Genomic DNA, 20,818 nt, shown 5'->3' with positions numbered 1-20,818 from the left:
ACCCTGAAACCGATTACAATATATTATCTTATTGAATAAATTGTAGAATTTATTCAGTTAGTCGTCTCCCTCGCCGGTCGTTCACCCGACCGGCTTTTTCATGGGCTTGTAAACCGGCGGCCATAGGCGCACAGTGTCGCCGGGCCGGGGCCTGAGATATGGCCATGATCGAACATCTTGCGAACTTTCCCGACGACGTGGTCGCCGTGCGTTTCAGCGGCGAAGCCAGCAAGAGCGACTATGAAGATGTCTTCATTCCGGCGGTCGACGCCGCACTGACGAAAGGCGGCAAGGTCGCGCTCTATTATGAAACGGCGCCGGATTTCACCGGCTACAGTCTGGGCGCCATGGGCGAAGACGCTGTTCTGGGCCTGCGTCACTATTTCCAGTTTTCCCGCGTCGCTATCGTCAGCGACGTCGGCTGGATCCGCAACGCCGTCACCGCGTTTCGACTACTATGTCCTTGCCCGGTCAGACTTTTCGATGTGAAAGACGCAAGCTCGGCGCGGCTCTGGATCGGGACGGAGCAGGACTAAGCGGCGCTATGTCGCCGGTTTGAGAATATCGGCCTCGACCACGCTGAGCCGCCATCCGGCGGCCACCTTGTCGGCACCGACGCTGGCCGCCTCCTTATTGTTCTTGAGTTCGACAATCTTGCCGAAAGCGTCCCGATCCTCCGTCGGTCCGGTCAATGTAATGCGCAGGTGCTGACCCGTGGCGGGTGACAGCGGCAGATTGACATAGCCGAGCGATTTGGGCGTCACGCCTTCAAAGACGGTCTTGCCGTCCAGGGTGACGCGGATCGGATGGGACCGCAGCCGCCAGCCGGTCAGTTTCAGCGACAGGACGCAGGGGCTTTCCGGTTGGGAGAAATCATATTCGATCCAGGCGTTTGCAGGCGTTCCGTCGCTGGACCAGGCGGTCTTTTCGTTGTCGTCATGGCTGAGGGTCGCATCCTCAGCATTCGAGCCCGCCGTGATCGAGGCGACCGGGATCGTGGTTTGGAACGGTGTAAAGGACGGGGTCAGCGGCGTCGGGCCGCGCGACAGGTCGGGCGGCTGGGCGTCTTCCGCAAAGACGGTGGACAGGCCGCCGACCGGTTTGGCGATGGCATGGCTTTCTGTGTCGAGCGCCGCGGATTGCAGCCCGTCCGCCGTAGCGGTCAGATGCACCTTGCCCGCTTTCGTGGTCGCGCGGATCAGCACGCGGTTGACGCCCAGCTCGACCGGCAGGTCGGTGGCCTCAACCCCGTTCCTTGAGTCCTTCTTGGCGGGGTCGGACGGGCCTTCCATCTGGGCTATGCCGCCCTTCCAGACGGCGGCGCCGCTCAGGTGAAAATGGATGGTGTTGAAGGCGGTCGGCACGCGCTGATCGTCCTTATCGACCACCTCGACATCGACCAGCATCAGGTCGTCGCCATCGGCGGTGAAGCCGCGTGGCCCATAGTGGGGCGTAAGCCGGATTTTTGCGGGTTTTCCCGCTGTTTTTAGCGAATATTGCGATTTTTGCCCGTTTTTGTAGCTTGCGACCGCCGTCAACCCACCCGGCTCAAAATGCACATCCGGGAAGGTGAACAGGAAGCCGTCGCTCCTTTGACCATGACCGAGAGATTTGCCGTTGAGGAACAGCTCGACGCTGTCGCCGTTCGAGAAGACATATACCGGCTTAATGGTTCCCGCCGTGTAGTTCCAGTGGCCGATAATATAGGTCGCCGGATCGTCGGAATTGACCCAGCCGCCCCACATGACGCGATGCGCAAACCAGGCGTCCTTGGGCAGGCGCACGGCGTCGAGCACGCCGGAGCGGCGATAATTGTTGTCGCCGCGGAAGTGCGAATTTGAGTCGGTGAAGCCGATCTTGACGCCGCCGGCGCTGACGCGGTCGCCGGAGCCGGGCCGCTGCTGGTAATAGTCCCACCAGCGTTTGACGTCTTCAACCGCCATGGAGTCGTTATTGCGGTTATAGTCGGGCGAATCCTTATGAAACGGCGGCGTCCAGTCGTCCTCATAGGCGCGCGCGGCCTCATCGCGCGAATATTCGTGCGCCCACAAAGGCTTGCCCGCGCTCTTGTTGATATAGAGCATCTCGCCGCCATATTCGGCGATCTTGGAATCGAGCATTTCTCGCGAACCGATGGCGCGTCCGCCGTGTGGATCATACTGGTCGCGCACCGCCTTCATCTGCGCCATATGATCTTCGGAGATGCCGTGATTGCCGCTTTCATAGAAGATAATCGACGGATCGTTGCGGTTATAGATGATGGCGTCGCGCATCAGTTCGACGCGCTGCTCCCAGCGGCGTCCCTTGGGGTCGCCCTCGGAATCGCCCGCCGGCATATTGGTCAGAAGTCCGATGCGGTCGCTCGATTCGACCTGCTGCTTGGACGGCGTGACGTGCATCCAGCGCACCAGATTGCCGTTGTCGTGGGTAATCAGCTTGTCCGAAAAATCCGTGATCCAGGGCGGCACATCGACCCCGACGGCGGGCCATTCGTCGGTCGTGCGCTGCGCATAGCCTTTGAGCATCAGCACGCGGTCATTGAGCCGGAACATGCCATGGTCGAACTCTGTCTTGCGAAAGCCGGTCTTCGTATCAACCGCGTCGATGACGTGTCCGGAGGCGTCCTTCAGCACGGTGGTCACTGTATAGAGATAGCCATAGCCCCAGCTCCAGAAGTGCAGGCCGTCGATCTTCGCTTGCGCTGAGAGCGTGGTCGTCTCGCCCGCCTTCAGAGCTGCCCCGCCGCCGTCGATTGTGGCCACCACCTTGCCGTCGAGATCGCGCACAATGGCCTGATAGGTTACATCCATCGCCCGGTCGGCATGGACCTGAGTTTCGGCATGGATCGTGGCGCTGGCGCCCGCAATGTCGAAGCCGTCGGCCCAGATATAGGCGCCTGTCGTGCCGAGGTTCGAGTACAGCGGCAGGGACTGATAGACGTCGCCAGTGATGTGCAGCCGCACCGGCTTATTGACGCCGCCATAGTTGGCGTAGAAATTCATGTCGCTCCACTGATACGGCGTATTGGTGGCGCGCTCGCGGTATTTCCAGTCATTATCGACGCGCACGGCGACGACATTGTCGCCGGATTTCAGCGCCTTGGTGATGTCGAAGCCGAAGGCCATGACGCCGTTTTCGCTTAAGCCCACCTCGACGCCATTGACCCACACCTCGGCGGCCTGACGCACGCCCTGAAATTCGAGGAAGACATGCCTGTCCGCCTTCGCTTCGGGCAAGCGGAAGGTCTTGCGATACCAGGTGATCCCGGTCGAGAGCTTATGGATATCGCGCGCGAACGCTTCGTCCTCGTTGAAGGCGTGCGGCAGGGTGACCTTCTGCCAGCCCGCATCGTCATAGGCGATCCCCGCCGCCGCCGGATCGTCGCCCGTGTGCATCTTCCAGCCCTGATCAAAGTTAAAGGACTGACGCGGCGAGGCAATAAGAACGGAGGCGCGTTCAGCTAACGCCGGAGAAGCCATAAGAGAGGCCATGAGAGCGGCCATGAGAGCGGCGGCGCACAGGCCGGTCAGCAGCGGGCTTTTCATGATTGAAATTGATTAAAAACCGATTTTCGATAACTTGTCATACCAATATTGAGCATAAACCTGACCGCCGCACAACCCATAAACGTCTATATAAGAAAGGCCTTCCTCGCGAATGGCGCGAAATCCACGCAAGGGCGATGTATCAAAAATGTAAATATATGTTCACATTTGACTATTTATGAATAAATATAGCGACAAGACGGCGATTAACGCGCCGCAGCTAGACAGGAGAGGCCCATGTCAGGAGGGGCGACACACGCGCTGCTGCTCGGTTGCGCGCTGGCGGCGTGCTCTGGCGCATGTCCTGCGCAGGATTTGCGCGCAGAGTTCATGGCGCCCCATGACGCGGCGCGGCCCATAGTGCGCTGGTGGTGGTTCGGGCCGGCGGTGCAGGCCGATGAGCTGAAACGCGAGATCGCGGCCATGAAGGCGGGCGGTTTCGGCGGATTCGAGATCCAGCCCGTCTATCCCTTGAAGACGCAGGGCAACCTGCCCTACCTGTCCGACGATTTCCTGAAGATGGTCGGTGTCGCTGATCAGGCCGGTCTGGCGGCGGGCCTGCGCGTCGATGTCACGCTCGGCTCCGGCTGGCCCTATGGTGGGCCGAACACCAGCCCCGATCAGGCCTCGGCCCATATCCGCAAGCTGATTGAAGACGCAAGCCAGCCCCTGCCCGCCCTTTCGCCGGGCGAGCGTTTCATCGCCGGATTTGTCGGCGCCGACGAAAAATCGGCGCGCCTGGTCAGCCTCGACCACACGATTGCGACGCAGCCCGGCGACAAGCTGTTCCTGTTCATCCAGAGCCCGACGCAGCAGCAGGTCAAGCGCGCCGCCGTCGGCGCCGAAGGTCTGGTGCTGGACCATATGAACAAGACCGCCGTCGAACACCATCTGAGCGCGGTGGCGGATCGGCTGATGACGGCTTTCGACGCGCCGCCCTATTCTGTCTTCAGCGACAGCCTCGAAGTCTATGGCGCCGACTGGACCGGCGATCTTCTGGCGCAGTTTCAGAAGCGGCGCGGCTATGACCTGACGCCGCACCTGTTCGAGCTGTTCGACGACAGCCCGGAAACGGAGAATGTGCGACACGACTGGGCGCTGACCTTGAGCGAGCTGACCGACGAGCGCTACCTGAACACGATTGAGGACTGGGCGAAGGCGCACGACACCAAGTTCCGCGCACAGGTTTATGGAACGCCGCCGGTCAGCCTGTCGTCCAACGCGCTTGTCGATCTGCCCGAAGGCGAAGGCGCGCACTGGCGGCAATTCTCGACCGCGCGCTGGGCGAGTTCCGCCAATCATATCTATCATCGTCCGGTCACCTCGGCGGAAAGCTGGACCTGGGTGCACACCACGCCGTTCCGCGCCACGCCGCTCGACATCAAGGCAGAAGCGGATGTGCTGATGCTGGAGGGGATCAACCAGTTCGTCGCCCATGGTTGGCCCTATTCGCCGCCGGACGCAGGGGAACCCGGCTGGTCCTTCTATGCGGCGGGCGTGTTTAACGACCATAATCCGTGGTGGGGCGTCATGCCTGACCTCAACCAATATCTGACGCGCATGAGCTGGCTGTTGCGGCAGGGCGATAACGTCGCTGATGTGGCGCTCTACCTGCCCGAAGACGACGCGCTGGCCGCAACCACGCCCGGCAAGGCGACGATCAACGGGCGCATGGACAAATGGATCACGCCGGAGCTGACGATCAGCCTGCTCGATAGCGGTTATAATTTCGACTATGTCGACGCTGGAGCCATCGCCGCCAAAGGCGTCGGCCACAAAATTCTGATCCTGCCCGCTGTCGAGCGTTTGTCGCCGCAGACCTGCGCGGCCTTGCAGGCTTACGCTGCGCAAGGCGGGCATGTGATCGCGCTGGACCGCCTGCCCAATCAGGGAACTGGCCTGTTGAATGCGGCACAAGACGCCGCTGCTGTGCAGGCCTGCGCGCATGATCTGTTCCCCAACGGCGCGGTGGCGCTAGCCGATCTGCCCGCCGCCCTGCAAGGCGTCGGCGCGCCCGACGCGGCGGGGCTGCCGTCCGGCGTCGGCTATGTCCACCGTCGCCTCGGCCAAGCCGATGTCTATTTCGTCGCCAACACCACCAATCAGAGCGTCGCCTTCACGCCGGTTTTCCGCGCGGCGAACATCGCCCAGGCCTGGAATCCGGTCACCGGCGCCGAGCAGGCCGCCAGCGGCGTCCTCACCCTGGCGCCTTATGAGTCGCGCGTCTTCGCCACCGGAGAGGGTGAAGCGCCGCCTACGACGAAGCAGACCCTGACGCTGAAAGCCGGTTGGACGCTCCGCGCGCCAGACGGAAAAGCGCAGCCGGTGACCGGTTTCGGTTCCTGGACGCGCGATCCGGCGCTGGCGCGTTTTTCCGGCGCGCTGACCTATAGCCGCACGCTGCGCCTCACGCCTGCCCAGGCCAGGGCGCATGTCGCGCTCGATTTCGGCGCCGGCCAACCGGTTCCGCCGCCGAGGCGGGCCATGGGCTCGCAGGCCCTGATCGATCCGCCGGTGCGCGAAGCCGCCGAGATTTTCGTGAATGGCCGCCGTGTCGGCGCGGTCTGGACCTCGCCGTTCACGCTGGACCTGAGCGGCTACGTCACGGCGGGCGACAACCGGCTGGAGGTGCGCGTCAGCAACACCGCGATCAATGAACTGTCCGGTCGCCCGACGCCCGATTACGCCCCGCTGATCGCCAGATACGGCGAGCGCTTTTCGCCGCAAGGCATAAACAACCTGGCCCCCCTGCCCTCCGGCCTGATGACCGCCCCGAAACTGGAGATCGCCCCATGAAGCCGCTTCTCATCGCCCTGTTCGCCATCGCCGCCGCTCCGCTGGCCGCCCATGCCGAAGTGCGGATCGACGCGCCGCGCGGCATTGGCGAGGCCGTCCTGCACGCCGAGGCTTTCGGCGCCAAGGGCGACGGCGTCACCGACGACACCAGGGCGCTGCAAGCCGCGATCGACGCGACGGCGGATAAGGCGGGAACGCTCGTCTTAAAGCCCGGAACCTATCTGACCGGGGCCTTATTCTTAAAATCGCATATGGCTCTGCGCATCGACAAGGGCGTCGTCTTAACCGGCGCGCAGGATCTGAAGGCCTATCCGCGCCTGCCCTCGCGCGTGGCCGGGATCGAGATGACCTGGCCGGTCGCTTTGATCAATGTCTATAAACAGACCGACGTGAAGATTTACGGCGACGGGATCATCGACGGCGACGGCAAGGTGTTCTGGGACGCCTACTGGAAGCTGCGCCACGAATATGAGCCGAAAGGCCTGCGCTGGGCGTCCGACTATGACGCCGAACGCGCGCGGCTGATGCTGATCTATGGCGCGCGGCGCGTCGAGATCGGTAATGGAAGCCTCGATAATCCGCTGCATCTGAAGCGCTCCGGCTTCTGGACCGTGCAGGTCACCTATTCCGACAATATCAAGGTGTCGGGCATTGAGGTGCGCAACAATATCGGCGGATTTGGACCGTCAACCGATGGGGTCGATATTGATTCCTGTCACGAAGTTCTGGTTGAGAACGCCGACATCGACAATCATGACGACGACATCGTCATCAAGTCGGGCCGCGACGCCGACGGCCTGCGCGTCAACCGGCCCAGTTACAATATCGTGGTGCGCAATTCCATCATTCGCGCGGGCGTGGCAGGCATCGCCTTCGGCTCTGAAACCTCCGGCGGCATCCACGATGTCGAGGTCTATGGCCTGAAGGTGGTCGGCCCGACGGTCAATGGCATTCTGCTGAAATCGGCGCATACGCGCGGCGGCGACATGTACAATCTCAATATCCATGACATGAAGATATACGGCGTCGAAACCGCCATCCGCGCCGACCTGAACTGGAACCCGGCTTACTCCTACGCCAGCATCCCCGCCGATGTGAAAGACCCGCCGCAAAGCTGGAAGCTTCTCGCCACGCCCGTGCCGCACGATGAGGGCCTGCCGCACTATCACGATGTTCATATCAGCCACATCGAGGCCGATAACGCCCGCGCCGCCATCCGTTTTGAGGCCTATCCCGATGCGCCGCTTAAAGACGTGACGCTTGACGATATCCATATCAAGGCGAAGACGGCGGGCGAGATCATCCACGCCGACGGGATTCACTTCACCGACACGACAATTGACGCCGCCGACGGCTCGCATGTGCGGCTGGAGGACGCCAGGGACGTGACGGGGCTGAACGCGGGGTAGTGGCGCGGGGCGTCAAAGGGCTGGAGATTGCGCCGGTTTGACCGTCAGAACGCTGCTTAGCAGATCGAGCATCTCGCCGAGCCGCGCAAAGCCGAGCGGCTTGGTCAAATGCAGGTCAAAACCGGCGCGCGCGGTTTTTGCGCGCGTCGTGGCGTCGCCATAGGCAGTCTGGGCGATCAGCTTGGCGGGACGAAAATCATCGCGCCTGCGTAAGGTTTGCGCCAGCTCAAAGCCATCCATGCCCGGCATGTCGAGATCGAGCATCAGGATTTGCGGTCGAAAGCGCAGCGCATGGGCCAGCGCGTCAACGCCTGACAGACAGGCCTGCGCCTCCGCGCCAAGATCGTTAAGGGACTCAGCTATGAGAGTCGCCGCTTCTGGATTGTCGTCAACAACAAGGATGCGCAAACACTCCCTACCGCTCATGTCCACCTCCCTACGCTGCACATGGCGATCCTCTATCCGGCGAATGTGGCAGTCTGATTACGCTTTACGGGCAAAAAGCGTCTGATTCTGGTCAAATTTTTCGTGATTCAGGCGCGCCGCATCTGCGTCATCGATTTTGCAGCCTGCGGGCCGGATAGACGAACCGGGACGGAGCCGGTATGAAGCCTGCCTCTCTCGCTGCAAGACAGGCCCCTACATGGCGTCCACACCGCAAGCTTCCTCCGCCCGTCCCTGGCTGGGGCTGATCATGTTAAGCCTGGTCTATATTCTCAACTTCCTCGACCGGCAGATCCTCAGCATCCTGGCCGTGCCGATCAAGGCTGAGTTTCATTTGAGCGACGCGCAGATGGGCTGGCTGGGCGGCCTCGCCTTCGGTCTGTTCTATTCTGTCCTCGCCATTCCGGCGGCGCGGCTGGCGGATCGGGCGTCGCGCGTCGGCGTCATGGCGGCGGCGCTAGCCCTGTGGTCGGGCTTTACCGCCCTGTGCGGCCTGACGGGCGGCTTTGTCAGCCTGTTTATCGCGCGCATGGGCGTCGGCGTCGGCGAAGCGGGCGGCGTCGCCCCGGCCTATAGCCTGATTGCCGATTACTTCCCGCCGCGAATGCGCGCCCGCGCCATGGCGATCTATTCGCTCGGCATACCTGTCGGCATTGCGGCGGGCGCATGGATCGGCGGACTGCTAGCCAGCGACTGGCGACGCGCCTTTATCTGGGTCGGTCTGGCGGGCCTTGTTATGACCGCGCCGTTTCTGCTGCTGGTCAAAGAACCCGCGCGTCAGAAACCCGCCGTCGCCATGCCGTCTCTGGCTGGGGTCGCGGCCAGCGCTTTTTCCCGTCCGGCCTTCTGGCTGATCTCCATAGGCGCGGGCAGCGCCTCACTGGTCGGTTACGGGCTGATGTTCTGGCTGCCCGCCTATCTGGTGCGCAGCGCCGGGTTTGATCTCGTTCACGCCTCGCGCTTTATCGCCGGGGTCACCCTGATCGGCGGGGTGGCGGGCATGCTGCTGGGCGGAGCTTTGGCCGACCGGCTGGGCGGCGCGCGCAAGGGCGCCTATGCGCTGATCCCGGCCATCGCCTTCATATTGTCCGCCGGCTTTTACGTGCTGGCGGTGATGGTTAAAGCGCCGTCCTTCGCCTTCTGGCTGTTCGTCATACCCCAGGCGCTGGGCCTGATGTGGTTCGGTCCTCTCCTGACCGCCGTGCAGCATCTGGGACCGCCCGCCGCGCGCAGCCAGGTCTCGGCCCTGTTCCTGCTCATCCTCAACCTGATCGGCCTCGGCCTTGGCCCCTATGCGTTCGGCAAGCTGTCCGACCTTCTAACGCCCGCCTTCGGCGCCGAAGCGCTCAAATATGCGTTTCTGGCGGGACTTGGCTTCTACATCCTCGCCGCCATCCTGCTCACGATCGCGGCGGCGCGTCTTGGAAAGGACTGGAGCGATTGATCAGGGTCGCTCCAGCCGCGCCGCGCCCCAAGTGACCACCACCGGGATTTCGTTCCTTTCGCTGTCGTTGACGGCCTGAAGCTCGATCACTCTGGCGCCGGAAATATCGGCGTTCAGCTCAAAAGGCCTGTCGCCAAAGCGCAAGGCCGGACTTTTGGCGACCTGTTTGCCGTCGGCATAGACGAAGAAGGTCACAGGCCGGTCGCGGTTGCGCGTCGAATCGTCGATCCCGACGGTGGCGTGGAAACTGGTGAAGCCCTTGTCATTCTTCACCTGCAGTAAGGAATTTCCGAGCACGCCGAGGCCGTTCGTGAAACTTTGCCCATCGATCTGCAAGGTCTCACCATAGGGCGTCGCATCGGCCTGAGCGCCGCCCCAACCCGCATACATCGGGCGCGAGCCGCCGGAGCGCGAACCGCCCCATGGGTCGATCATGCGATGGATGGCCGGATCGAGTTCGGGATTGCGCACGCCGTCGTCAGCGACATTGATCGCGCCCGGCATTTCCGACAGGTAGAGGCCGTTCGCCAGTTCGCGCGGGCCTTGCGCCGAGAAGACGCGGGTTTCATGGGGCGCCAGCGTGAACGTCGTCTCGCCGGTGAAGGCGCTTTGCGCCTTCGACCACAGGTCGGTCAGCGTGATCGGCGCATCGCTGCGCAGCTTCAGATGGCTGGCCATCAGCGTCACCGTTTGCGGCGACGCTGTGCGATTGAACAGGGCGGCGACCTTATGGCCGTCGCTCATCGTCTTGACCAGGATCTGCGCGTCCTCGGAATCATAGGCGATCGTCGCCTGATTGCCAGCCTTGTCCTGATCGACGGCGATCAGGTCAGCATTACCCCAGATATCGAGGAGCGCCTGCGGCGCCTTGCGCAGGTCGTAGCTGATCAGGAGCGGCGCATCCAGCATGGCCCACAGCGAAAAATGGCTGCGCGCCTCGGTCAGGTGATCCGCGTCAAAATCACCCGCGCCGATATAGAGAATGTCCGGGTCATTCCAGTGACCGGGGCCTGCGTAAAGCGCGCGTCCAGCCGCGCTGTCGTAATTGTGCAGCATGCTCGACCAGTTCGGCGTGATGTCGCTGGAAGTGCGCCAGCTTGAGCCGACATCCTTACCCCAGCGGCGCACGTCGGCCATGCCCCAATCGCAGATCGAGAAGACGTAATCGCCGTCAGGATTGGCGGCTTTCAGCGCTGTGGCGACCTTCTGATAGCGCGCCTCGACCCTGGCGTCGTCAGTGCGGTTGAGCGAGGACCGGTCGATCTCAGGCTCAAGGCCGATATAGCCGTTGTCGATCACCCGTTTCGAGCCAGGCGCATAGTCGGCCAGACCGCAGGCGTCGACCTTGATATAGTCGAAGCCCCAGTCCTTAAAATAGAGGTTGATATCCTGCGCTTCATGGCCGTCGAGACCGACCTGACGCTCCTGCGCTGTGCCTTCAGGCAGGTTGGGCGAATCGAGATTATAGGCCTGCGAGCAGGCGTTTCGACCGATGTCGGTATAGATGCCCGCCTTCAGACCCATGGCGTGCAGTCGGTCGGTGAACGGGCGGAAGCTGGTCGCGCCGTCCTTTGTCGCCGCCGAAGGGAAGATGCGCGTGCGCACGATCATGCGCCCGTCCGGCTGACGGCGTTTCAGCCACCAGCCGTCATCGAGATTGACATAGGTATAGCCCTTCTTCGCCAGCCCGTCGTCAACCAGCGCGCGGGCGGCGCCCATCACCTTGTCTTCGTCGACCTCGGTGCGAAATGCGTTCCAGCTGTTCCAGCCCATAGGCGGGGTCTGCGCGGCGCCGTCGTCGCGGCCCAGCCAGACGCCTTTTGGCGAGGTCTGGGCATGGACCGGTAAAGACACCAGCGCGATCAGGGCGGTCGTCGCCAGAAGGTTTATCGCTTTCAACTCTCTGTTTCCTCTATCTATTGGCCGCTTAAAGCCTTGACCTCGGACTTCCAGTAGGACGGCAGGTCGCCATAGGTGTCAAAGCCCGCCTGCCAGTCGCCACTGACGTCAATGACGTAAAAATAGTCGGGCGCGTAAATGTCGGCGGCTTTCAGGGCGGTGTTGAACAGGGCACGGGTCGGGACATTGTTGACGATATGCCAGACCTGCACGCCATTCTGGTGCGCCAGGTCGGTCGCCGCCTTGATCTTGGCGTAGTCGTTGACGTAATGGGCGCCGTCATTTTCGAACAATACGATCATCTCGCCGGACTTAACCGCCTTGACGGCGCAAACGTCAGGCATGCCGACATTGAAGATGATCTTACCGCTGGGGCGATATTTCGCCACCAGATCGCGCAGCTTTTGGTACTCGGCGGCATAGGCGTCGCAGCTATAGTCGGCGGGGGCGGTTTCGTCGAAAAATATCCCGGTCAGTCCCGGCATCGTGTTGAAATAGGTCTTTACCTGCGCCTCGATGCGCTCCCAGGTCTGGCACTTGCCTTCTTCGACGCAAGCATGATTGAAATATCCGGTCGGCACATAGCCATAAAGGCGAAGATCATGCTTTTGCGCATGCCGAAACACGCTTTTATAGATGCCAAGATTATCTACGGGCGCGGTAATGCTGTCAGAAGCCAGTATGCCGCTATTCGGATTGATCAGGGCGATGGCGTGATCCGGAATGCGCTCGAAATTTTCGATGCGCTGGCCCCAGTAGCTGACCACGGCCAGTTTCGGGTGCGCCAGCGCCTGAGCCGGAAGGAGGGCGGCCAGAAGAAGGCCGATTATAAAGTGTTTCATCAAGCGGTCTCTTTCACCTTGTCGATATAGGCGGCGTGGGTGGGCAGCCCGGCGGCGCGCGTGGCGATCATGCGGCGTAAGGACTGCATACGATTGAGAAAATCCTCCGGCGCCAGCGCATCGGCCAAGGGGTGATAGGTTTGCGGACGCACGCCCTGCCCCATCAGGACCGAAAACCAGCTCGTCTCTTTGAACAGATCATAAGGAAATTCGACCAGCAGGCCCTCGTCGCGGAAGATGTCTATTCGCATCTTTAAGCTGTCCGGAACGGGCAGATTGCGGCAATGCCGCCAGAAAGGCGTGTCGTCACGCTCGGTCAGCGTATAATGGGCGACCAGAAAATCGCGAATATGGCCGTATTCGGCGTTCATCTCGGCGTTGAACTTATCGCGGATCAGCGGGTTGACGCGCTCGCGCGGGAAGACCGCCATCAGACGCGACAGCGCGCTTTGCACAAGATGGATCGAGGTCGATTCCAGCGGCTCCAGAAAGCCGGCGGCCAGCCCTAAGGCGACGACATTCTTCTCCCAACCGCGCGCGCGTCGTCCTGTGGTGAATGTCAGGACGCGCGGGTCGGTCAGGGACGCGCCGTCCAGCCGCGACAGGAGTTTATCGGCTGCCTCATCCTCGCTCAGAAAGGCGTCGCAGAAGACATAGCCGTTGCCAAGGCGGCTCTGCAGCGGGATGCGCCACTGCCAGCCCGCCTCGCGCGCGGTCGCGCGCGTAAAGGGAGTGGGCGGGCCGTCCGTTGCGCAACCGACCGCGACGGCGCGGTTGCACGGCAGCCAGGCGCTCCAGTCCTCGAACGGAACTTCGAGCGTCTTGCCGATCAACAGGGCGGCGAAACCGGAGCAGTCGAGGAACAGATCGCCCGAGACGCGGCGACCGTCATTCAGATTGAGCGCCAGAACGTCGCCGCTCATAGCATCCTTTTCAGCGCCTTCCACCCGGCCTTCGACGCGCGCAACCCCGCGCGTCTCAGCGTAGCGACGCAGGAAGGCCGCATAAAGGCTCGCGTCGAAATGATAGGCCTTATTGAGCTTGATATTCGGCAGGTCAGTTTGCGTCGGACCGCAGCGTCCCGAGCGGATGGCCAGAGTCTCCATATTGAACAGGCCATAGTCCTGCGCCTTTTGTTGCGCGGCCAGGCGCAACCAGTAGTGATGAAAGCCCAATCCCTCCATGTTGACACCATAGGCGCCGAACGGATGCAGATAGGCGTGGCCAGGACGCAGCCAGTCGGCGAACTCTATACCCAGCTTGAAGGTGGCGTCAGCCTCGCGAACGAGATCGCTTTCGCTGACGCCGAGAATTTGATGGAACAGGTTGATCATCGGAATGGTGGCTTCGCCGACTCCAACCGCGCCGATCGCTTCAGATTCAACCAGTGTGACATCGAGCGTGCGACCATAGACCCTGGCCAGACACGCCGCCGCCATCCATCCCGCCGTGCCGCCGCCCAGTATGACGACCTTCATCCCTGCCTCTCCTGTTGTTTTCGTCGCCCTGAGAAAAGAAGGCGCGCAGCGACGGTAAAGCCGCCGCGCGCCGCCAGTCTAGACGCGCCGCAAGACAGGAGTCCGGGGAACCGGCGCGTCAGGGAGACCGAGCCAGGCGCGCATCAGGCGCGCGCCTTTAGTTGTGAGAGCTTACCTGCTAGTATTTGAAGCGTAGGCTGACCGAGAAGCGGCGGTCAAAGTCGAAGGTGCCGGCGGGCAAGAGAAGCGCCGCCTGGTTGGGATTGGCCGCCGTTGGACCCTGAACTTCCTGATAGATTTTTGGACGCTCGCCCAGGAGGTTGCTGCCTTGCAGGTCGATTTCAACGTGCGGCGTGACCGCATAGCGGAGCGATCCGTCGAGGAAGCCTTCGGCCGCATTCCAGACCGGGAAGCCGATGCAGCAGTCATTGACCGAATTGACGTATTTCGAGCGCCAGTTATAGGCCAGACGGGCGCCAAACGGTCCCTTATCGTACATAAGGATGAGGTTATAGCTGTCGTCGGAGAGCTGTTCGAGGCGGCCCGGATTGATCATGCCGTCCTGCGCCGAACGTGCAACCGTATTGCCGTCGGCGTCGTCAAGATAGAGGTTGGAGTTCTTCACGCCCTCATTATGCAGATGCGTATAGTTGGCCTGCATCCCCAGACCGTCGACCGGTTTGGGCAGGAAGGTGAAGTAGCGCTGGAAGGCCAGTTCGAAGCCCTTGACCGTAGCGCCATCGCCATTGACGGGACCGTTGACGACAACATTGCGCGTCACGCCGTTATGCGTCATCGGCACATTGAAGGTGCCGTTCTGGATGTAGTCATAGAACTTCTTAGAGAAGATGTCGAAGCTGAACGAGCCGACCTCGGCGAAGTAGCGCTCTACCGACAGATCGAGCTGATCGGCCTGGATCGCTTTCAGGCGCGGATTGCCGGTCGAGCCGGAATAGCCGTACATATAGCTGACCGGCTTGCCCGAACCATCCAGAACAATGCTGGGATTGCCCTGAGTGATCGCCGATTGCGGCACATAGCTGCGTTGCAGCGTCATATAGTTCTTGAGCAGACCCATATCCGGCATCGACATGCCGCGCGAGGCCGCGAAACGCACGATCCAGCCTTGCGGCAGCGAGAAGGCCAGGTTCAGGCTTGGCAAGGTATAGGTGTGCGACGTCTTGACCGTCGAGGCGTCAAAGCCGCCATCGGAGAAGGTCCGATCGTCGGTCGAATTGACCGCCAGACAGGCCGGGGAAATCGCGTATTGACCAGGTTGCAGGGCGGCGATCTGCTCTGCGCTCAAAGGCTGGCAGTTCAGTTCGTCGGCGGTGAAGGGGATGGCGAAATTCGTCGCGCCTACGCTGGTCAGGTCAGTCTTGACTACACGCAGGCCGACATTGCCGGAGAGGGTGATTGCGCTGCCAAACAGGGTTGCATCCGGCCCGCCGAATTTCAGCATGGCGTAGGCGGAGTCCTCCTTGAGCGTCACGTTCAGGAGTTCTCCCGGCTGGAAGCAGCTTCCGGCGATATTGCCCGAACGCATGCAGATCGGATCCCAGTTGGAGGACGGCGTCTTGCCGCCCGCCGACTGCGCCGTCTTGCCAAAGGTCGCCTCCATCAGATTGATGTCTTTTAAGTAACCCGGATTGAGGGTGACGAACTGGTTCTGGCCGATCAGCCCCTTCAGCAAGCCGTCCGTCCCAAAGCTTGTGGTCTGCCAGTAGGTTCCCGGATAACCGGCGAAATTGGCCGTCGCGGGGGCGTCGAGGTGGAAGGACTCCGCCGGATTGGCGCCCCAGTTGCTGGATATGGACTGCCAGTCATAGGCCGACCACTGATTGAGCTGATCGCGTTCGGAGACGCGCACGCCCGCCTTAATCTCGCTGAGCCAAGGCCCGTCAAAATCATAGACGCCGTCCAGTTTGAAAGCGTTCAGCGTCGCCTTGCTATCCTCCAGGTGATCCATGATGGATTCGTTGAAGTAGTTGCGGTAATCCGCCAGAGGATCGGTCCCCACGACATTGTAACCCGACGGGGCCTCGAAGCTCAGCTTAGGCAACTCACCCGTCAGATCGACGGCGAGATTGGCGTAAGTGCCGTTGCGATAGGTAATATCGTAATGGGTATTGGTGGACAGGACGTGCTGGGCGTCAAACGTCAGTTGCAGACGATCGGTCGGCGTCCAGACAAAGTTGAGCGAGGTGTCCTCGACGTTGCGCGTCTCGGTCGAATAGCGCGTCGCCAGATTGACCGACGGCGCCAGGCGGCACGGCTGATTGGCGTGAGTGACGTTGGAATCGATACAGGGCTGATAGATTGGCTCATTAATGCCGTACTGATCATAGGTGCCCAGATAGTCGGTCGAGCCTTCCTGGTAGGCGCCGGTAGACCAATCGGCGATCGTGCCATACCCCCAGCTGCCCGCCGTCGAGGTGATGACACCCTTTTGGAACATGCCATTGTCGCCAAACGTGAACGGCGTGCCGCCGCCGGCTTCGTTGATGCCCAGGCCCGGCGCATCCGGCGGCGCGATCAGCGTGCCGTCGGTCCAAACGGTCGATTCCGTCGTGGTCGCCGGATCGACCCAGGCCCAGTAGCTCAGGAGCTGGTCTTCGTTCCAGGTGTTCTCGTAAGACGACTTATTATATTGCAGCGTCGCCTTGAAATGATGATCGGGGCTCTGCCACTGACCGGCCAGTGAAATTCCCTTGCGCGTGCGGTCATAGGTCGTGTTGTTATAGCTGATGCCCGAGGGGATATAGTTCATCTGGTCGGTATAGACGCCTGCCGCGAACGGCATCATGCGCGGGAGGATGGCGCCCTGGCTGACCGTCTGGATCCTGGAATAGGCCAGATCGCCCAGGACGCCGAAATCGCCAAGTTCCGTGGACCAGCGGTTTGAATAAAGGACGGACGCGGACGGCTCCCATTTTTTGCTTAAGTCCCCGTAGTCGCCTTCAATCGTGCCGGAGATCAGCTGGCCCTTCTGGTCGAACGGCAGGCGCGTGCGCAGATTGACCGTGCCGGCGATGCCGCCTTCCAGCATGTCGGCGGTAAGGTTCTTGTAAGTATCGACGCCCGCCAGCATTTCCGGCGACACATCCTCCCAGCTCAGCCCCGAGGACGAACCGGCGCTGAAAATGTCACGGCCGTTAAATTCCGACTTGACCTGCTGCAGACCGCGGATGATCACGCCGGTCGGCTCGGCGGGGAAGTGCATGACGTCGCCGCCCGCCACGGAGCGCATCACAGTCACGCCTGGCACGCGTTGCAGCGCCTCGGCCACCGACTTGTCCGGGAAGGCGCCGATATCGGTCGCCGTGATCGAATCGACGATGGTGTCGGCGCGCTTCTTAATATCCTGCGCGGTTTGGAGGGCCTTGCGCGAACCGACGACAATAACCGTCGTACTGTCGGCCTTCTTATCCTTCGCCTTATCCGTAGCGTCGCTTGAATCGCTTGCCGTATCCTGAGGTCCGGCGAAAGCGTGGCCTGCGCTCGCCAGAGCGCCGCACACCAGCGCCATGCTCAGAGCCGCTTGCGAAACCCCATGAATCTTCCTCTTGATCGTCATCGTCCTAACACCCTCTTTTATCATTTTTGCAGCTTAATAGACCCTCGATTTTAACAAGGCTACGTATACTATGCTACATTTGCTACAGACGGTCAAACCCTGTTATGCCGAATGAAATAAATATGATTTTTTCCGGAAAAAGTGTTGCAGCTACGCAATAGTTGGGTTGAGGTCGCGCCCTATAAAATCGGCCACGAGCCTGTTTTTACATAAAAAAAAGCGGAACGCGGTTTTCACCGCGTCCGCCAGATCAACAGGACGAGTCAAGCCGAAGGTTTAAAAGGTCATGCCGACGCCGACCGTGATCGTGCGTCCGAAGGCGCTGTAGCCGGAATCGACGCCGCTGCCCGTGCCGGTGGCGCCCGCCGACCAGATGGCGTTGGCGTTACCGTTGAGGAAGGTTCTGACGATCGTATTGGTCAGGTTCTTGCCTTCAATATAGAGCTTGACGCGCGGGGTGACGGCATAGGAGGCCGTGGCGTTCTGCCAGCTTGTCGATCTGGAAATGGCGGGCCAGCCATCCACCTCGGTAAAGGTGGACTGGGTGAAGGCGCCGGCATAGTCCCACGACACGCTGGCCAGCACGGGCCCGTGTTCATAGAAGAGATTGGCCGAAAAGGTGGTGGGCGACACGCCCGCTTCCGGCCCCGCCGAGGCGCCGTCGATCACCGTCTTGCTCCAGGTGTGGGTATATTGCGCATGGACGCCGAAGCCATTATCGAGAATATGCTGCCAACTGACTTCGACGCCGTAGATATCGGCCTTGTCCCCATTGATCGGCTGGGTGATGCTGAACGGCAGGGGTGTGCAGGCCTGACCGTTGAAGCAGCCGACGGCGCCGATATCGACATTATTGGTCTGGGCCGTGGTGATGTCGTCACGTAGCTTCTTGTCGAACAGGGCCACCGACAACATGTCTCTGGGCTGGTAATACCATTCCAGCGAGGCGTCGAACTGATCGGCCTTGATCGGACGCAGATCGGCATTGCCGTCATAATAGAGGATATATTCCTGATTGATGGCGTTATTGGTCGAGGTCGGCGCCAGCTGGTTGAGATTGGGCCGCGACATGACCTCGGCGGCGCCCAGCCGCAGTTGCAGGTCGGGACGGATATGATAGATCAGGTTCAGCGACGGCAGGGCCAGCGTATAATGGCCCTTGGCGTTGACCGGCGTAATGTCGGAATATTGCACGACGCCCGGATTGGTCGGGTTGGAGGTGTCGGCCACCGTCACCGACAGGATCTCATTCGTGGCCGTCGTGGCGTGGGTCTGGGTCGAGACCATGCGCAGGCCCAGATTGCCGTCCCAGTGCTCGCTGCTGAAGCTGGCCTCGATAAAGGCGGCGAAGGTCTTTTCGTTCACCTCATAGGAATTGGTCGGATTATATTGCGGCTGGGTCAGGCTGAAATCATAGACGCCCTCGCCGCTGGTATAGTTGGGCGTGCCGTCGAGGTTTTTCAGGCCCGCGAGCAGGGCGTTGGCGTTGAGCAGCGCCATGGTCATCGGGAATTTGCCGCCCGCCCCTTGCATGAAGTGCGGGAAGTTGAAGGTCGAGATGACATCGGCGTTCATGGTCGCAAAGGTGATCGGTCCAGGCTGGCCGTCCAGCGTATTATAGAGCGAGCCATACTGGTTCGAGCCATTGTTCCAGTCATTGCTGACATCGCGCCGCGACTTGGAGCGGTCGGTGTAGTTGACGCCGAACGTCACCGATTTCAGGAAGCCCGCATCCTGATGCCAGGCGCCATTGAGTTTTAAGCCGGTGATCCTGTCCTGGATCGAATAGCCGCTTAAGCCGACATAGTGGGTGCTCCACAGGCTCTGGTCATTGAGCTGGCCTGAAGCCAGGGCCGTGGCGTAATCGACCCCGCCCGGCAGGGTGATCACCATGTCCGGCAGGCCGCCCGGATTGGCCGTCATGGTGATCGTGTCCTGATTATAAGGCGTCGGCGACACAAGACCGGCGGTGACGAAGGTGTCGGCGCCGCCTTCGGGACGGTCGGCTTTCGAATAATAGGCGTCGCCGTCAAAGGTCAGGTGGTCATTGACGTCCCAGCTTCCGTTCAGGCCGAACAAAGAGGTGTTGACGACGCGGTTGACCGTATTGTTGACGACTTCGGGGGTGAAATTGGCGCCGGTGAAAGAGGTCACCAGCCCATTATTGACGGTGACATTGCTCCATTCGGGATTGCCGTTCGCATCATAGGTGAAGTCGGGATAGAAGGAGTGATTATAGGCGACCTGCGGATCGCGCAGGCGCGTGAACATCAGGTCGGCGACGATACGGATGTCGTCGGACGGCCGCCATTCCAGTGTCCCGGTCAGGGCCGTGCGCTGTTTTTCATCCACGATGGAGCCGTAGGAGATGCAGCATTCAGCCACCACGGCATTGTTGGAATTGAGTGGCCAGACGCCGGGATTGGCGGGATCATAGGTATTGTAGTTGAGCGAGTCGCTGCGCGTCTTGGTGTCGGAATAGACGGCGCCCAGCAGGAAGCCGAACTTGTCATTGTCCATGGTGTCGCTGATGAAGCCGGAAACCTTCTTGCCGTAATATTCCGACATGTCGTTGTAGCTGCCCTCAGCGCGCAGGGCCGCATGAAAGCCTGTGCGGTCGAACGGCCGCGCCGAGCGCAGATTGACCGTGCCGCCAATACTGCCTTCCAGCGCCGAGGCCTGCGGCGATTTCAACACGTCGGCGCCTGAAATTATATCCGAAGGCAGAATGTCGAAAGCGAAGTCGCGGCCATCGTCGTCGGTGGCCAGGATGCGGTCATTCAGCGTGACGATATTATATTGCGAGCCTAAGCCGCGCACGCTGACATATTGGCCCTCGCCGCCCGTCGTGCGGTTGATGGTGATGCCGGTGACGTGGCTTAAGGAATCAGCAACATCATTATCGGGAAAGCGCCCCAGTTCGGTGGCGTTGATCGAATCGGCAATGACGCTGGCGTCGCGCTTTTCATGCAGGGATTTGGCGAGGCTGCCGCGCATCCCGACCACCACGACCTCGGTTGTGTCGCCGGATGCGGCGCTGTCGGGCGCTGCGGCCGGCGTTTGCTGCGCCCAGGCCGGACCGGCGAAAGCGATCAGGGCCACGCTGCCCATGAGTGTATTTACGAGGTTTGTCTTCACGCGCATCGTCTCGCCTCCATCATGCGGGCCCGCCGGAAAGGCAGAGCCAATCTTTCGTTATCTTTCGTTACGCACCACTTCCGGCCTGTCAACCATTAAAAAGCGCAACAAGCGCTGTTTCTTTCGAAGTCGCAATGAAATGAAACATATATATCACGCTTTTATGCCTTCCCGGCTGATTTTCAGGCAAAAACCATATCCGCATTGAATTATGGCGCGCACTTAGGGATAAATAGGCTGAAACGA

At 61.0% G+C, this 20,818-nt stretch carries 11 protein-coding genes; 4 read left to right on the top strand and 7 right to left on the bottom strand.

Features of this window, described 5'->3' with window-relative positions; translation table 11 throughout:
* Positions 1-164 precede the first annotated feature (164 nt).
* Positions 165-536, top strand: coding sequence for an STAS/SEC14 domain-containing protein (locus tag ACTHLA_RS09630; RefSeq protein ID WP_440187988.1), 372 nt, complete (start codon positions 165-167; stop codon positions 534-536).
* A gap of 6 nt (positions 537-542) precedes the next feature.
* Here the strand turns inward: ACTHLA_RS09630 and ACTHLA_RS09625 are convergent, their stop codons facing one another.
* Entirely contained in the window at positions 543-3,545 is a 3,003-nt protein-coding gene (locus ACTHLA_RS09625) for a sugar-binding domain-containing protein (protein ID WP_440187985.1), read from the bottom strand.
* 237 nt (positions 3,546-3,782) lie between these two features.
* Between ACTHLA_RS09625 and ACTHLA_RS09620 the strand changes: the two genes are divergently transcribed.
* Positions 3,783-6,341, top strand: a complete 2,559-nt coding sequence (locus ACTHLA_RS09620; protein ID WP_440187982.1) for a glycosyl hydrolase — start codon at positions 3,783-3,785, stop codon at positions 6,339-6,341.
* Complete coding sequence (locus ACTHLA_RS09615) at positions 6,338-7,750, top strand: glycoside hydrolase family 28 protein (protein ID WP_440187979.1); 1,413 nt, start codon at positions 6,338-6,340, stop codon at positions 7,748-7,750. The genes ACTHLA_RS09620 and ACTHLA_RS09615 overlap by 4 nt, the downstream gene beginning before the upstream one ends.
* A gap of 12 nt (positions 7,751-7,762) precedes the next feature.
* Here ACTHLA_RS09615 and ACTHLA_RS09610 read toward each other — a convergent pair whose 3' ends face one another.
* Entirely contained in the window at positions 7,763-8,176 is a 414-nt protein-coding gene (locus ACTHLA_RS09610) for a response regulator (protein WP_440187976.1), read from the bottom strand.
* Positions 8,177-8,393: 217 nt separating this feature from the next.
* Here ACTHLA_RS09610 and ACTHLA_RS09605 point away from each other — a divergent pair, with 217 nt between their 5' ends.
* Positions 8,394-9,638, top strand: coding sequence for a spinster family MFS transporter (locus ACTHLA_RS09605; RefSeq protein WP_440187973.1), 1,245 nt, complete (start codon positions 8,394-8,396; stop codon positions 9,636-9,638).
* Here ACTHLA_RS09605 and ACTHLA_RS09600 read toward each other — a convergent pair whose 3' ends face one another.
* The 5 genes from ACTHLA_RS09600 to ACTHLA_RS09580 form a co-directional block, all read right to left on the bottom strand.
* Positions 9,639-11,537 (bottom strand): NPCBM/NEW2 domain-containing protein, encoded by a 1,899-nt coding sequence (locus ACTHLA_RS09600; RefSeq protein ID WP_440187970.1) that lies wholly within the window; start codon positions 11,535-11,537, stop codon positions 9,639-9,641.
* Positions 11,538-11,554: 17 nt separating this feature from the next.
* Entirely contained in the window at positions 11,555-12,379 is an 825-nt protein-coding gene (locus tag ACTHLA_RS09595) for a spherulation-specific family 4 protein (protein WP_440187967.1), read from the bottom strand.
* Entirely contained in the window at positions 12,379-13,857 is a 1,479-nt protein-coding gene (locus tag ACTHLA_RS09590; protein WP_440187964.1) for a tryptophan halogenase family protein, read from the bottom strand. The genes ACTHLA_RS09595 and ACTHLA_RS09590 overlap by 1 nt, the downstream gene beginning before the upstream one ends.
* A gap of 178 nt (positions 13,858-14,035) precedes the next feature.
* A complete protein-coding gene (locus ACTHLA_RS09585) occupies positions 14,036-17,434 on the bottom strand; it encodes a TonB-dependent receptor (RefSeq protein WP_440187961.1) in 3,399 nt (1,132 codons plus the stop codon).
* Between the two features lie 276 nt (positions 17,435-17,710).
* Positions 17,711-20,578: a TonB-dependent receptor gene (locus ACTHLA_RS09580; RefSeq protein ID WP_440187958.1), complete on the bottom strand. Its 2,868-nt coding sequence runs from the start codon at positions 20,576-20,578 to the stop codon at positions 17,711-17,713.
* Positions 20,579-20,818 lie beyond the last annotated feature (240 nt).

The organism is Asticcacaulis sp. (assembly GCF_051956075.1).
Classification (GTDB): domain Bacteria; phylum Pseudomonadota; class Alphaproteobacteria; order Caulobacterales; family Caulobacteraceae; genus Asticcacaulis.
Note: the sequence above shows the minus strand (reverse complement) of the source record. Positions and strands in the feature narration are given on the sequence as shown.

Excerpts from the sequence above, each read along its gene's own strand:
- ACTHLA_RS09590 (WP_440187964.1), bottom strand. The coding sequence starts at position 13,857 with ATGAAGGTCGTCATACTGGGCGGCGGCACGGCGGGATGGATGGCGGCG.
- ACTHLA_RS09580 (WP_440187958.1), bottom strand. The coding sequence starts at position 20,578 with ATGCGCGTGAAGACAAACCTCGTAAATACACTCATGGGCAGCGTGGCC.
- ACTHLA_RS09630 (WP_440187988.1), top strand. The coding sequence starts at position 165 with ATGATCGAACATCTTGCGAACTTTCCCGACGACGTGGTCGCCGTGCGT.
- ACTHLA_RS09610 (WP_440187976.1), bottom strand. The coding sequence starts at position 8,176 with ATGAGCGGTAGGGAGTGTTTGCGCATCCTTGTTGTTGACGACAATCCA.
- ACTHLA_RS09595 (WP_440187967.1), bottom strand. The coding sequence starts at position 12,379 with ATGAAACACTTTATAATCGGCCTTCTTCTGGCCGCCCTCCTTCCGGCT.
- ACTHLA_RS09615 (WP_440187979.1), top strand. The coding sequence starts at position 6,338 with ATGAAGCCGCTTCTCATCGCCCTGTTCGCCATCGCCGCCGCTCCGCTG.
- ACTHLA_RS09585 (WP_440187961.1), bottom strand. The coding sequence starts at position 17,434 with ATGACGATCAAGAGGAAGATTCATGGGGTTTCGCAAGCGGCTCTGAGC.
- ACTHLA_RS09605 (WP_440187973.1), top strand. The coding sequence starts at position 8,394 with ATGGCGTCCACACCGCAAGCTTCCTCCGCCCGTCCCTGGCTGGGGCTG.
- ACTHLA_RS09625 (WP_440187985.1), bottom strand. The coding sequence starts at position 3,545 with ATGAAAAGCCCGCTGCTGACCGGCCTGTGCGCCGCCGCTCTCATGGCC.
- ACTHLA_RS09620 (WP_440187982.1), top strand. The coding sequence starts at position 3,783 with ATGTCAGGAGGGGCGACACACGCGCTGCTGCTCGGTTGCGCGCTGGCG.